This is a genomic window from Actinomadura hibisca NBRC 15177 (assembly GCF_001552635.1).
Lineage (GTDB): Bacteria > Actinomycetota > Actinomycetes > Streptosporangiales > Streptosporangiaceae > Spirillospora > Spirillospora hibisca.
Genome location: NZ_BCRO01000027.1, coordinates 17645 through 30602, shown reverse-complemented (window position 1 = coordinate 30602; position 12958 = coordinate 17645). Strand labels below are relative to the sequence as shown.

Below are 12958 nucleotides of genomic sequence, written 5' to 3'. Positions count from 1 at the left end.
GTTGCGAACTCTATGCAATAACACGCGAGGGGCGGAGATCGGATGCGGACGGCAGAGGTCAAGCGGCGGTTCCTGGCGCACTTCGAGGCGGCGGGCCACACGGCCGTGGCCAGCGCCCCGCTGCCCGCGGACGACCCGACGCTGCTGTTCGTGAACGCGGGCATGGTGCCGTTCAAGCCCTACCTGCTGGGGCAGGAGACCCCGCCCTACCCGCGGGCCGCCAGCGTGCAGAAGTGCGTCCGCACCCTGGACATCGACGAGGTCGGCAAGACCACCCGGCACGGCACGTTCTTCCAGATGAACGGCAACTTCTCCTTCGGCGACTACTTCAAGGAGCAGGCGATCCGGCTCGCCTGGGACCTGACCGTGAAGCCGCAGGCCGACGGCGGCTACGGCCTGGACCCCGACCGGATCTGGGCCACGGTCTACCTGGACGACGACGAGGCCCACGCGTTGTGGCGCGACGAGATCGGGCTGCCCGAAGAGCGGATCGTGCGGCGCGGCAAGGCCGACAACTTCTGGTCGATGGGCGTGCCCGGCCCGTGCGGGCCCTGCTCGGAGCTGTACTACGACCGGGGCCCCGCCTACGGGCGCGAGGGCGGGCCCGAGGTGGACGAGGACCGGTACCTGGAGTTCTGGAACCTGGTGTTCATGCAGTACGAGCGGGGTGCGGGCACCGGCAAGGAGGACTACCCGATCCTGGGCGAGCTGCCGTCCCGCAACATCGACACCGGCATGGGCCTGGAGCGCATGGCGGCGCTGCTACAAGGCGTCGACAACCTGTACGAGGTGGACGAGACCCGCCCGATCCTCGACCGCGCCGCCGCCCTCACCGGCAAGCGCTATGGCGAGCGGTCCGGACCGTCGGCCGCCGAGAGCCACCCCGACGACGTGCGGCTGCGCGTGGTGGCCGACCACGTCCGCACCGCGCTGATGCTGATCGGCGACGGCGTCACCCCCGGCAACGAGGGGCGCGGTTACGTGCTGCGACGCATCCTGCGCCGCGCGATCCGCGCCGTCCGCCTCCTCGGCTACCAGGACCCCGCCCTGCCCGAGCTGCTGCCGGTCGCCCGCGACTGCATGGCGCCCTCCTACCCGGAGCTGGCCGCCGACTTCGACCGGATCTCCGCCTACGCCTACGGCGAGGAGGACGCCTTCCGCGCCACCCTGCACCAGGGCAGCACGCTGCTGGACCAGGAGATCGGCCGCACCGAGCGGAAGTTGCCCGCGTCCACGGCGTTCCGGCTGCACGACACCTACGGGTTCCCCATCGACCTGACCGTCGAGATCGCCGCCGAGAACGGGCTGGCCGTCGACGTGGACGGGTTCCGCGAGCTGATGGCCGAGCAGAAGCGCCGCGCCCGCGACGACGCGCGGGCCAAGAAGGGCGGGCACGCCGACACCGCTGTATACCGCACGCTGCTGGACGCCCACGGCACCACCGACTGGCAGGCGTACACGACGCTCACGACCGACTCCACCGTCCTGGCGGTGCTGCGCGACGGAGGGCCCGTCACGGCGGCCGGTCAGGGCCAGATCGTGACGGTCGTGCTGGACCGCACGCCGTTCTATGCCGAGTCCGGCGGCCAGGAAAGCGACGCGGGCATGCTCACCGGGCCGAGCCTGTCGGCTGAGGTCCTGGACGTGCAGCGGCCGGTCAAGGGGCTGGTCGTGCACCAGGTGCGGGTGCTGGACGGCGAGATCGCGCCGGGGCTGCCGGTGCGCGCGGCCGTCGATCCGCAGTGGCGCGCCGGGGCGCGGCAGGCGCACTCGGGCACCCACGTGCTGCACGCCGCGCTGCGCACCACGCTGGGCCCGGCCGCCTTGCAGTCCGGCTCCTACAACCGGCCGGGCCACCTGCGGCTGGACTTCTCCTGGCGCGGGGGGTTGTCGCCCGAGACCCGCAGCGAGGTCGAGGACGTCGCGAACGTGGCGATCGACCGGGACCTGCCTGTCGAGGTCCGCTACATGCCCTTGCCCGAGGCGCGCCGGATCGGGGCGCTGGCCCTGTTCGGCGAGACCTACGACGAGACGGTGCGGGTGGTGGAGATCGGCGGCGAGTGGTCACGCGAACTGTGTGGAGGCACCCACGTGGCCTCGTCGGCGCAGATCGGCGGGCTCACCGTCACCGGCGAGTCGTCGGTGGGCTCCGGCCAGCGGCGCATCGAAGCCGTGACCGGTCTGGAGTCCCACCGCTACCTGGCTCGCGAACGCGACCTGGTCTCCCAGATCGCCGACCAGCTCACCGCGCCACGCGCCGAGGTAGCCGACCGAGTAACGACACTGATTCACCAACTCAAGAACAGCGAACGCGAGACGTCCCGTCTACGCGACCAACTACTGACCTTCCAAGCAACTCAAATCGCCGCGTCGGCCACGGACCACGCCGGAGTGGCACTCGCGGTAGCCCACACCGACGACAACCCCCGCCAACTGGCCGACCACGTGACCAAGGCCCTCCCCGCCGACCGCCCGTCCGTGATCGCCGCACTAGCCCCGTCAGCCCTAGTGATCACGACCAACCAGGCCGCCCGCGACCGCGGCTTGTCCGCCGCCCACCTGATCAAAACCATCCTGAACGGCCGAGGCGGCGGCAACCCCCAGACGGCGCAAGGCCCCCGCCCCACCGACCCCGAATCCGCCCTAGAACACCTGGCCACCGAACTGACCAACCAGGCGAACTGACCCTGTGCTCTGCGGCGGTGTTCGGAACGTGGTCGGCCGCCCGTGGGTCGAGAAGGCCCCGGGCTCGTCTCTGCGAGTGCGCTCCATCACCGGGTTTCCGCAGCGCTCGGCAGCAGTTCGGCCAGCCAACTCTGAACGATCACACCGGAGTCGCGCATTTCGGCCAGGTCCACCGTGCCGCCCTGGTGGACGACCTGGGCGGCACGCACGCGGGAGTAGCCGTGCGCAGGCCAGTACCCTGCCGCCACCAGCAGTTCGCGCAGGGGCTGAGGAACCCGGGCCCCGCCCACGGCGGTGAGGCGGCACAGGTGCACGGCGGCCACGGCACGATGCTCCTGAACCTGGCCGGCCAGGCGGCCGGGAGCCGCCCGCAGTGGCAGGGACGACAGGTTGGCGATCACCAGGCCCGAGCCGTCGCCGTCCAGCAGAACGACGGTCTCGGGGACGGTCCCGACCTCCAGCATGTCCCGGCGGGCGGCCGAGAAGAGGGTGTCCATGCGCTGATCCAAGCGCCCGGTGGTCAGCATGGCCCAGCCCCCACGGCGGCCAGCACGCGGGTGATGCGGCGGGTGGCCAGGGCCTTGTCCGCGATCGGGGCGACCGGCTGGCCCCAGGGCCACATGTAGTGCTCGCCCTGGACGTGGATGCGCTCGACCATCTGCGGCGCGGCGGGGTTCCGCACCGTCAAAACCGGACCGGTGCCGGTCTCAGCCAGCTCGGTGCGGAAGTGCCCTTGCTCCAGGTCATAGGCCAGCTCGGCGAGGTGGGCTTCCTGCTGCGTCGCGTCCATGGGGCGCGACCGTACGCAACCCGTGACGGATTGAGTTCACAGCTGTGAACCGAGAAGAAAAATCTCAGTGCGGGATGCTGAGTCGGGCCGCGAGTCCACGCAGCTCCCGCCCCTGGCTGGAGACCCTCGCCTGCTCCAGCATGACCGCGACGATCTCGCGAATCTTGCCGTCGTTGCGGAAGCGCTGAGGGGCGACCCTCTCACTCCGGCGTAGCCACTCGATCGCCTCGGACCTGCGCGATGCGTCCCGTGCCAGACCCCGGCCGACGTCGGCGAAGAAGCAAGCCTTTCTTCCAAGCCGCCCGTCCAGCTTGGATTCCTCCACCCGCGAGGCCAGGTCGAGCACCTGCCTGGCCGGTACCCCCGACTCCACCGCGATCGACACGCGCCAGATCCCCACGTTCGTGGCGGAGAACCCCTGCCAGTTGGCGTCCAGGTCGTCGGGGAGGCGACGAGCCAGTTCCTCGGCGGCGTCCAGGAACTCTTCCGCGCCCTGCACGTCGTAGGTGGCGGCTCGGGCCAAGGCGGCGTTGAGGAGCAGCATCCCGAGCGTCTCGGGGCCGTCAGGTCCCTGCGAGGCATGCGGCTCGACGCGGTCCACCGCCTTGCAGGCCAGCATCGCCACCCGGTTCAGATCGGTGACCGAGGGGCGGTTCATGGAGAAGGCGGCCTTGCCCTGGCTGATCGGATCGTCCAGCCGTGCCGCCGCCTCGGTCGCACGCATGGCCGCCATCGCTCCCAGATCCAGGTACCCCAGTGACCTGGCCATTCCGGCGGCGGCCATGTACGCCTCGACCAGCCCGTCCAGCGCGGCGACCTCGGCCCGCTCGTCGACGGGCTGGGCGACATGCAGGTGCAGCTCGTCCAGGACGGCGGGCAGCAGTTCCCCGACCCTGCGGAAGTCGTAACGGCGACGGGGCGGCTCGATCTGATGAGCCATGGTCGCCACCAGCTCATCCACGCTCCTGGCGCGCTCCACTACGGGGTCGGTGTGCCAGGCGTTGGTGGTCACCGCGAGCCGCAGGGCGGGGACGTAGGCGTGCGGGGCCGACTGCTCGACGTCGGACGACAGGTGCGGCCCGCCGCACAAGTCGATCTCCGACACCTGGAGGGCCCTGGCCAGAGCAGCGATGTGACTGCGCCGATCCAACGATCGCTGCCCTCGCTCGGCCATCGACAAGAAACTCTTGGACAGCCCTGACAGCCCCGCCAGCTCGTTGAGAGTCAGGCGGCGCCAGCGGCGCAGCACCTTCAGGCGTGCTCCGATAGTGGCGGGATCCCACGCATCCTGATCAAGCATCAGTCCGTGCCCTCCGGTGAGTCGCACTCCCAGAGTAGGCACGACCTGATGTCGTTCGTCAGGAAGATTACGCGCACGTTCGCGGCGAGGTTAGGACCCGTCTTTGAGGTAGGCGGGCGGGATGGCGTCGACCACTCGCTGGCTGATGATCGTCCATGAGGTCGCGACGGTGCCCTCCTTCCTGTCGGCGCCGTACCGCTTCTTCCCTCCGCGCAGCAGCGTCTCCTGGAACTCCTTGCTTCCTTCGGGTTGGAACGAGCGGTCGTTGTCGGCGACGCTACGACCGCCGATGAGGCGGAACGTCCTGGGCTCGAACAGCAGCTCCGCCCGCAGGCCGAGCCAGGTCTGTCCGACCACGATGTGCTGCCGGGTGGACCGGACGACCTTCACGCCGGGGAGCGTCCCGATCGCCTTGAACATCGCCGCCTGCGCGGCGGGCGTCAGCCTGGAACTCCTGAGGACCTCCTGGGCCTGGCCGTAGGCCCGCACGTCGGCCGGGACGTACTTGACCGCGCTGCTCCTGTAGAGCCAGTCGCGCATGGTCTTCGCGTCGTTCGGCAGGTCGCGGCGGTAGAACGGCTGGTTCTTGCAGTCGGCGGGCGTCTTGGACGGAACGGGCCGCTGGACGGCCTCGCACCGCCAGAAGCGCTCGCCTGCTTCGATCTTCAGTCCGATGCGCGAGCCGTTCACCGAGTACCAGGTCTGTTCGCGGACCAGGCCGCCGGGCAGGTAGTCGCCCCGCGCCTCGCTCTCGGTGTGGACGTACTGGTCGGGGCGCGGCTCGGCGACCTTTCCCGCGGCCTCGGCGGCGCGGTCGAGGATCTGGGTGGCGCTCATCGGCACGACCTGGACGGGACCGGCGTCCTGGCCGCCGTCCGGTACGGCGACCAGGGCGGCGGCCACACCGCCGACCAGCGCCGTCGCGGCGAGGCCGCCGAACGCCAGGCGGCGGACCGGGAGGCGGCGGGAGGCGGTCATCTCGGTCAGGAGCGCGGCGCGCCAGGCCGCCTGGCGGTCGGCGGGCATGTCCTGCCGCGCCGGAGGCTGCAGGTCGATCATGGTGTCTCCTCCGTGTAGAGCGCCGTCCTTCGCGGTCCGTCCGTACGGGCCGGTTCCAGGTGCTGCTTGAGGCGCTTGCGGGCCCGTGCCAGCCGCGACCGCACGGTGCCGATCGGGACGCCGAGCGCCACGGCCGCCTCGGCGTACCCGAGCCCCTCCCAGACGCAGAGGGCGAGCACTTCCTGATCGCCGCGCGGCAGTTTCCTGATGGAGTCGAGGACCTCCCGCATCTCGTGTTCGGCCTCCAGGCGGGAGGCGGCGGTCGCGGCATCGTTGGGGGGCGTCGGCCTGGCCCGGACGCGCGCCAGGGCGGCGCGGTGCCGGCGCAGGCTGCGGCGGTGGTTGTGGAGGGTGTTGGTGGCGACCCCGTAGAGCCAGGGCAGCAGCGAATCCCCGCTCAGCCGCACGTGGGAGCGGCGGCGCCAGGTCTCCATGAAGACCATGGCGGTGAGGTCCTCGGCCACCGACCAGTCCGCCGTTCGGCGGAAGCAGTAGTTGTAGACCGTGCGCGAGTGCCGGTCGAAGAGCTCGCCGAAGGCGCGCTCGTCGCCGTCTCGGGCACGGCTCCACAAGTCCGCGTCCGCGAGGGGTTGGTAGGTCATGGCCTACTAGTGTCCGCAGCGCCGTTCCGGTTCCCCGATCATTCAGGATCCGTTCGGCGACGGAGGCGGAGGCGGCCAGGACGGAGCCTCCGGGCTTGCGTGGATGCGGGCGCGCCGTCCTGGGAGGGACGGCGCGCCCGCAGGTTTTCGAGGCGTACGGATCAGGTGGTCATCAGTTCGACCGGCATGTTGCCACGGGTGGCGTTGGAGTACGGGCACACCTGGTGGGTGGCCTCGATGAGTTCGTGCTTGACCTCGGCTGACAGGGTGTCGGGCAGTTCCACCCGCAGGGTCGCGTCGAGCTGGAAGCCACCGGCGCCGTTCGGGCCGAGGCCGACCTCCGCCGTGACGGACAGGCCCGTGGTGTCGATCCGCTTCCGCTGCGCCACCAACTGCATCGAGGTGGCGAAGCAGGCGGCGTAACCCGCCGCGAAGAGCTGCTCCGGGTTGGTGCCGTCCCCGGTGCCGCCGAGTTCCTTCTGCCGGGCCAGCCGGAGGTCCAGCCGCCCGTCCGGGGTGAACGCGCGCCCGTCGCGTCCGGTGGCGGTGGCGATCGCCGTGTACTGCCGCATGTGCGTTGCCTCCCAAGTAGACAGACAGGTCTGTTCTGTTGCCTGCCGCACAACCTAGACAGACTTGTCTGGTAGCGTCAAGGGGTGAGTACCGACCCCTTGACGCGGCCCCGGCGGGGCGATGCCGGGATCCGGATCCTCCAGACCGCTTCGCGGCTGTTCTACGCCGAGGGCGTGCACACGGTGGGCGTCGATCGGATCATCGCCGAGACCGGCGTGGCGAAGGCGACCTTCTACCATCACTTCCCGGCCAAGGACGACCTCGTCCTCGCCTACGTCGCCGAGCAGAGCCGGGCGCAGCGCGGCATCGCCGCGGGCGCCGAGGCCGTGCCGCCCCGCGAGGCGATCCTCACCGCCTTCGAGCGCATGTGCACGTTCGGCGCCGACCCCGCCTACCGCGGCTGCCCGTTCATCAACGCCGCCGCGGAGTTCCACGACCCCGCGCACCCGGTGCGCCGCGCCGTCGCCGAGCACCGCGACTGGTGCCGCCGCCTCTTCCGCGACCTGCTCGCCGCCGACGGCCATCCCGACCCCGAGCGCGCCGCCGGCGCTCTCCTGCTGCTCAAGGACGGCCTCGGCGTCGGCTTCGATCTGGACGACCCGGCCGCCGTCGGCGACGCCGTTCGCGCGGCGGTGCACGCGGTCCTGGACGCTCCGGCCCGCGACGGCGCGAGATGACGACACCGGGGAGCGGTCCTCCAGGCCGAGAATGACGCGCGGACCGGGCGCGTCCGGCACACCGGGAACAAACGTCAATTACGGGTTGACGCCTGGAAAGCGTCAACCTACGGTTGACGCATGAGTCCACTCAACATCAGCCTCGCCGACCTGATCGCCCGTCTCGACGAGGAACTCCCCGGCGCCGACGGCCTGGCCCGCATCAGCGAGGCGCAACTCCGCAACCAGACCCTGTCCGACCTCGGCGACCAGCTCGTCGACCACTACGTCGGCAAGGCCAGGCAGTCCGGCGCGTCGTGGAGCGAGATCGGCGACGCCATCGGCGTCTCCAAGCAGGCCGCTCAGCAGCGCCACACGCGCGGCCCGTTCGAGCGGTTCACCGACCTGAACCGGCACGGCATCGTGCTGGCGCAGGAGGCCGCCCGGACGCACAAGCACGACTCCATCGGCACCGAGCACCTCCTGCTCGGCCTGCTCGGCGAACCGCGGGGCCTGGCCTACGAGGTGCTGGTGGCGAAGGCCGGGTCCGAGCAACGCGTCCGCGACGCGATCGAGGGGGCGCTGCCGCCGGCCGGGCAGAAGGCGCAGCGCGGCCACATCGCGTTCCGGCCGGAGAGCAAGGGGGTCATCGAGCAGGCGTCCCGCGCGGCGGCCGACCTCGGCCACGACCAGGTCGGCACGGAGCACATGTTGCTGGGCCTGATCCGCACCGAGCAGAGCCCGGCCGCGCGGATCCTGCGTGACCTCGGCTTCACGCCGGACGAGCTGCACGAGACGGTCCGGGCCGAGGTCGCCCGGCGCGACGAGCGGTAACGAACGATCAGCCGCCGCCCCCGACCGACACGTCGGTCCGGAGGGCGGCGGCGAGCAGGGCCAGCGCGGCGCGGCAGCCGTGCTCGCCCGCGTCGCCCGCGCTCTGGTGCGCGGCGACGGCGGTCGCCCCCTCGATCAGCATGAGCCACTGCCGCCCCAGGGTGGGCGGGTCGTCGACGCCCGCGTGCTCGGCGATGCCGGTCAGCAGCTCCAGGTAACCGTCCAGGTGGCGGGTGGTGATGGCCCGCACCATCTCGTCGTAGTGCTGGGCGGCCGCGTTCAGCATGGCGCAGCCGCGGAAGAACGGGTCGTCGTACCACTCCTGGAGGGCGCCGAACACCGCGGCGAGCTGCCTGCCGGGGTCGGACCCGGCCCCGGCGGCGGCCTCCGACAACCAGCCGAGGAACCGCTCGCTGCGCGTCTCCAGCACGACGCGGACCAGCCCGTCCTTGGTGCCGAAGTGCCGGTAGAGCGTCTCCTTGGAGATGCCGATCCGGGTGCACAACCCGGCGACGCCGATGCCGTCGATGCCGCGCTCGTACAGCACCGGGGTGGCCGCATCGATGATGGCGGCGCGGGTACGGGCCGGGTCGATCGTCGAGCCTTTGGGGACGGGCATGGCAGCGATGGTACCGCCCGGTTCGATCACCTGCTACTGTCCTTGATCGTACCGATCGGTTCGATCTTGGAGTCGTGATGCCCGTCCTCCGCACGCGTCCGGGAGCCGGGCAGTCCGTGCGGCTGGCCCTGGGCACGGCCTCGGCGCTGGGACTGGCCCGCTTCGCCTACGGGCTGCTCCTCCCGGCCATGCGCGAGGACCTGCACTGGAGCCTGACCGAGGCCGGTGGCATGGGGACGGCCAACGGGCTCGGCTACCTCCTGGGCGCGCTGCTGACGGCCGTCGTCGTCCGCCGCTGGGGCACCGCCGCCGCCTTCCGCGCGGGGATGGCGCTGACCGCCGTCGCGCTGGCCGCCACCGCCGCGAGCGACGCCTACGCGGCGCTGCTGGCCGCGCGGGTCGTCGCCGGGGTGACGGGAGCGGTCGTGTTCATCACCGGCGGGGTGATCGCCTCGCGGATCGCCGCCCGCGCCGGATCCGCCCTGCCCATCACGGTGTACTTCGCGGGCACGGGGCTGGGGATCGTGGTCAGCGGCGCGACCATCCCGGCCTTGGACGCGCACTGGCGTCTGGGCTGGGGCGTCCTGGCCGTCGCCGCCGTGCTGGCGACCGCGGCGAGCTGGACGGCGGCGGGCACGGACGAGGACACGCACGACGCGACGCCCGGCCGTGCCCGGGTGCGCGCCCTGTGGCGACCGGCTCTCGCCTACCTCCTCTTCGCCGCCGGTTACATCACCTACATCACGTTCCTGTCGGCCTACCTGGCCGACCAGAACGCCTCGCTCGGGCAGGTGGCGCTCACCTGGACGGTGCTGGGCCTGGCGGTCGTCGCCGCGCCCGTCCTGTGGAGCCGCCCGATCGCCCGCTGGCCCCGGACGCGCGCGCTGGCGACCGCGCTCGCCGTCCTGGGCGGCGGATCGGCACTGGCGCTGGTGGCGCCCGCGCCCCCCGTCATCCTGCTGTCGGCGCTGGTCTACGGGGCGACGTTCATGGCCGTCCCGGCCGCCGTCACCGCCCTGGTCAAGAACCGCACCGCCCCCGCCGACTGGACCGCCACCCTGGCGGCCTTCACCACGGTCTTCGCCGCCGGGCAGACGGCCGGGCCGTGGATCGCCGGCGTGGTCGCCGACCACACCTCCACCAAGGCCACGCTCGCGTGGACCGCCATCCTGTGCGCCGCGGCGGCCCTGGTCGTCACCGGACACCGACCCGACAAGAACAGGAGCAACGACGATGGCGACGTTCGTACTCGTCCCCGGGATGTGCCACGGCGGCTGGTGCTTTGACGAGCTCGCCCGCGAACTGCGCGCCCGGGGGCACACCGCCCACCCGCTGACGCTGACCGGGCTCAGCGAACGCAGCCACCTGCTGCCCGGCGCGGTGAACCTCGACACCCACATCGAGGACGTCACCGCCCTGCTGGAGGCCGAGAAGATCCGCGACGCGGTGCTGGTCGGGCACAGCTACGGCGGCATGGTGATCACCGGCGCCGCCGACCGCGCGCCCGACCGCGTCGCCGGGCTGGTGTACCTGGACGCCATGGTGCCCGAGCACGGCGACTCGTGCTGGACGCTCGTCACCGAGCAGGAGCGGCGCTGGTACGCGGACGTCGTGGACAGCGGCTTCGCGGCGCGCCCGCTGCCGTTCTTCGACCCGCGCGCCACCCCCCATCCCGTCGCCTCGCTGATGCAGCCGATCCGGCTGGGCGACGGCCTGGCGCACGTTCGGCGCAGGGTGTACGTGTACGCGAAGGGGTGGGACGGCCCGTCCCCGTTCACCCCTGTCTACGAGCGGCTGCGCGAGGACTCCGACTGGACGACGCACGCCCTGGCCAGCGGCCACAACCTGATGCGCGACGCTCCCCGGGACCTGGCCGAGATCCTGCTGGAGACCGCCCGCTCCTGAACTCCTCCGCCAAATGCAACCAACCCAACAGGAATAGGGGGAAATAACCGGGGGTTGTGCCGGTCATGAACCTAGGAGTCGCCCTCATCCCCTCGGCCTCCGGCAACGCGGTCGACGACGCGGTCACCGCGGCGCGCCAGGCCGCCGACGCCGGTCTGCGCTCGGCCTGGATCGGCCAGCGGTTCGACCACGACGCGATCGCGCTCGCCGGGATCGTCGGCAGGGAGGTCCCCGGCCTGCGGGTCGGCACCTCCGCCGTGCCGATCTTCGCGCGCCACCCGCTCCTGGTGTCGAGCCAGGCGCAGACGAGCCAGGCCGCCGCGCACGGCCGGTTCCAGCTCGGCGTGGGACTCGGCGCCAAGGACCTGGTCGAGTCCACGTTCGGCGTGCCGTACGAACGTCCGATCACGCGGCTGCGCGAGTTCCTCACCGCGCTCCGCACGCTGCTGGAGACCGGCGCCGCCGACTTCCGCGGCGAGACGCTGACCGCGGCCCCGCCGATGCCCGCCGCCGTCCCCGGCGCCGAAGAGCCGCTGCCGGTGCTCGTCGCCGCGATGGCCCCGCAGGCGCTGCGCGTCACGGGCGAGCTGGCTGACGGCACGCTGCCGTTCCTGGCCGGTCCGCGCACGCTCGGCGAGGAGATCGTCCCGCGGCTCACGGCCGCCGCCGAGCAGGCGGGCCGCCCGGCTCCCCGCGTCATCGCCCTGGTGGCGGGCGTGGTGACCGCCGACGTCGAGGCGGCCCGCGCGGCGGCGGCCAAGGCGACCGCCTTCTACGACCGGATCCCGTCCTACCAGCGCGTGATCGCCCTGGAGGGCGCCGAACGCGCCGCCGACCTGGTGGTCACCGGCGACGAGGAACACGTGGCCGAGGAGGTGCGGCGCTACTTCGACGCCGGGGCGACCGAGGTCGTCTTCAGCCAGACGAACCTGACCAACGACGCCGACCGCCTCCGCACCTGGCGCCTGCTGGGCGACCTGGCCCGCTCCTGACGATCAGCAAGAGCCGCTGACACAGTCAGGACGTCATACCGGAGCCGAATCTCACTTCCCACGCCTTCTCGACGGGCGGCTCCAGTAGAAAAGAGACTCTAACCACTTGGAAGAGATCTCTTTGCTGCCATGCAGAGCAATCGACCACAGCCTGGTTCCTGATGCCCCACAGACGAGAAGCCACGACCCGAGACAGATTCATCAGGACAAGCCCCCAGCTGAGGCGGCCGTTGCCTCCCCCTCCCCCCACTGACCGAAATGTCCAAGTCTCAACAAGTGCTCACAAAACGTGTTACTCGCTGGTAGAACCCCAGGTCAGCCAGCCTGCTCCCCGCGCACGCGGGGATGGTCCCGGCTCCTGGAGGGCGCGCCACGCGGCGTCGAGCTGCTCCCCGCGCACGCGGGGATGGTCCCGTTGCCGGGCGGGCCCTGGACGGGCTGTCCCGCTGCTCCCCGCGCACGCGGGGATGGTCCCCGACACCGAAGGTCCCCCAGCGGAGGACGGGTCTGCTCCCCGCGCACGCGGGGATGGTCCCCAGCGATGACGACCCCCATGTGCCCCTCATGCCTGCTCCCCGCGCACGCGGGGATGGTCCCAGGACGCGCTGGACATCGCCCGCGCTTTCCAACTGCTCCCCGCGCACGCGGGGATGGTCCCTGAGCGAAGTCATGCCAGCGGTCGCAGACGGTCTGCTCCCCGCGCACGCGGGGATGGTCCCACCGTGCTGGCGGCCGGGTCCGGGCCGCTGGTCTGCTCCCCGCGCACGCGGGGATGGTCCCGGAGCGCTGGGACCCGTGCGGCAGCTCACCGGCTGCTCCCCGCGCACGCGGGGATGGTCCCCCGTCGGCGGCGGAGGCGGCGGGGGCGGGGTTCTGCTCCCCGCGCACGCGGGGATGGTCCCGCGCCTTGCGTGAGGGTGAGGGTGGCGACGTGCTGCTCCCC

The 12958-nt window shown here is 71.9% G+C and carries 13 protein-coding genes and 1 CRISPR repeat array (1 of these 14 only partly in view); of the genes, 6 read left to right on the top strand and 7 right to left on the bottom strand.

Translation table 11 applies throughout. The features are described 5' to 3' along the window. Positions 1-42 precede the first annotated feature (42 nt). Positions 43-2685 (top strand): alanine--tRNA ligase, encoded by a 2643-nt coding sequence (gene alaS / locus AH6_RS13635; protein ID WP_067479235.1) that lies wholly within the window; start codon positions 43-45, stop codon positions 2683-2685. Between the two features lie 86 nt (positions 2686-2771). On the opposite strand, the gene AH6_RS13630 is transcribed toward alaS, so the two are convergent. The 6 genes from AH6_RS13630 to AH6_RS13605 form a co-directional block, all read right to left on the bottom strand. Further along, a complete protein-coding gene (locus AH6_RS13630; RefSeq protein WP_067479233.1) occupies positions 2772-3182 on the bottom strand; it encodes a hypothetical protein in 411 nt (136 codons plus the stop codon). Between the two features lie 23 nt (positions 3183-3205). Continuing rightward, on the bottom strand, positions 3206-3475 hold the full coding sequence (locus AH6_RS13625; RefSeq protein ID WP_067479231.1) for a hypothetical protein: 270 nt from the start codon (positions 3473-3475) through the stop codon (positions 3206-3208). Between the two features lie 64 nt (positions 3476-3539). Beyond that, entirely contained in the window at positions 3540-4775 is a 1236-nt protein-coding gene (locus AH6_RS13620; protein WP_067479229.1) for a helix-turn-helix domain-containing protein, read from the bottom strand. A 90-nt stretch (positions 4776-4865) separates the two neighbouring features. Beyond that, positions 4866-5834, bottom strand: coding sequence for a CU044_5270 family protein (locus tag AH6_RS13615; protein WP_067479227.1), 969 nt, complete (start codon positions 5832-5834; stop codon positions 4866-4868). Next, positions 5831-6436 carry an RNA polymerase sigma factor gene (locus tag AH6_RS13610; RefSeq protein WP_067479225.1) on the bottom strand — a complete coding sequence of 202 codons (606 nt, stop codon included), beginning with the start codon at positions 6434-6436 and terminating at the stop codon, positions 5831-5833. The genes AH6_RS13615 and AH6_RS13610 overlap by 4 nt, the downstream gene beginning before the upstream one ends. Before the next feature lie 161 nt (positions 6437-6597). Next, positions 6598-7008, bottom strand: coding sequence for an organic hydroperoxide resistance protein (locus AH6_RS13605; RefSeq protein ID WP_067479223.1), 411 nt, complete (start codon positions 7006-7008; stop codon positions 6598-6600). Between the two features lie 84 nt (positions 7009-7092). Between AH6_RS13605 and AH6_RS13600 the strand changes: the two genes are divergently transcribed. Then, entirely contained in the window at positions 7093-7686 is a 594-nt protein-coding gene (locus AH6_RS13600; protein WP_218005809.1) for a TetR/AcrR family transcriptional regulator, read from the top strand. Between the two features lie 120 nt (positions 7687-7806). Beyond that, entirely contained in the window at positions 7807-8499 is a 693-nt protein-coding gene (locus AH6_RS13595) for a Clp protease N-terminal domain-containing protein (protein WP_067479219.1), read from the top strand. A 7-nt stretch (positions 8500-8506) separates the two neighbouring features. Here AH6_RS13595 and AH6_RS13590 read toward each other — a convergent pair whose 3' ends face one another. Next, positions 8507-9118 carry a TetR/AcrR family transcriptional regulator gene (locus tag AH6_RS13590; protein ID WP_067479569.1) on the bottom strand — a complete coding sequence of 204 codons (612 nt, stop codon included), beginning with the start codon at positions 9116-9118 and terminating at the stop codon, positions 8507-8509. Positions 9119-9195: 77 nt separating this feature from the next. Between AH6_RS13590 and AH6_RS44660 the strand changes: the two genes are divergently transcribed. The 3 genes from AH6_RS44660 to AH6_RS13575 all read left to right on the top strand — a co-directional run bounded on the left by AH6_RS44660 (position 9196) and on the right by AH6_RS13575 (position 12015). Further along, on the top strand, positions 9196-10404 hold the full coding sequence (locus AH6_RS44660) for a YbfB/YjiJ family MFS transporter (protein WP_169807847.1): 1209 nt from the start codon (positions 9196-9198) through the stop codon (positions 10402-10404). Beyond that, a complete protein-coding gene (locus AH6_RS44655; protein WP_067479217.1) occupies positions 10352-11023 on the top strand; it encodes an alpha/beta fold hydrolase in 672 nt (223 codons plus the stop codon). The genes AH6_RS44660 and AH6_RS44655 overlap by 53 nt, the downstream gene beginning before the upstream one ends. Positions 11024-11088: 65 nt before the next feature. Continuing rightward, positions 11089-12015, top strand: a complete 927-nt coding sequence (locus tag AH6_RS13575; RefSeq protein ID WP_067479215.1) for a TIGR03564 family F420-dependent LLM class oxidoreductase — start codon at positions 11089-11091, stop codon at positions 12013-12015. Positions 12016-12339: 324 nt separating this feature from the next. After that, positions 12340-12958: a CRISPR direct-repeat array (repeat unit 29 nt; unit sequence CTGCTCCCCGCGCACGCGGGGATGGTCCC); it runs 325 nt beyond the window's last position.

Excerpts from the sequence above, each read along its gene's own strand:
- AH6_RS13610 (WP_067479225.1), bottom strand. The coding sequence starts at position 6,436 with ATGACCTACCAACCCCTCGCGGACGCGGACTTGTGGAGCCGTGCCCGA.
- alaS (WP_067479235.1), top strand. The coding sequence starts at position 43 with ATGCGGACGGCAGAGGTCAAGCGGCGGTTCCTGGCGCACTTCGAGGCG.
- AH6_RS13590 (WP_067479569.1), bottom strand. The coding sequence starts at position 9,118 with ATGCCCGTCCCCAAAGGCTCGACGATCGACCCGGCCCGTACCCGCGCC.
- AH6_RS13630 (WP_067479233.1), bottom strand. The coding sequence starts at position 3,182 with ATGGACACCCTCTTCTCGGCCGCCCGCCGGGACATGCTGGAGGTCGGG.
- AH6_RS13615 (WP_067479227.1), bottom strand. The coding sequence starts at position 5,834 with ATGATCGACCTGCAGCCTCCGGCGCGGCAGGACATGCCCGCCGACCGC.
- AH6_RS13605 (WP_067479223.1), bottom strand. The coding sequence starts at position 7,008 with ATGCGGCAGTACACGGCGATCGCCACCGCCACCGGACGCGACGGGCGC.
- AH6_RS13620 (WP_067479229.1), bottom strand. The coding sequence starts at position 4,775 with ATGCTTGATCAGGATGCGTGGGATCCCGCCACTATCGGAGCACGCCTG.
- AH6_RS44660 (WP_169807847.1), top strand. The coding sequence starts at position 9,196 with ATGCCCGTCCTCCGCACGCGTCCGGGAGCCGGGCAGTCCGTGCGGCTG.
- AH6_RS13575 (WP_067479215.1), top strand. The coding sequence starts at position 11,089 with ATGAACCTAGGAGTCGCCCTCATCCCCTCGGCCTCCGGCAACGCGGTC.
- AH6_RS44655 (WP_067479217.1), top strand. The coding sequence starts at position 10,352 with ATGGCGACGTTCGTACTCGTCCCCGGGATGTGCCACGGCGGCTGGTGC.
- AH6_RS13595 (WP_067479219.1), top strand. The coding sequence starts at position 7,807 with ATGAGTCCACTCAACATCAGCCTCGCCGACCTGATCGCCCGTCTCGAC.
- AH6_RS13625 (WP_067479231.1), bottom strand. The coding sequence starts at position 3,475 with ATGGACGCGACGCAGCAGGAAGCCCACCTCGCCGAGCTGGCCTATGAC.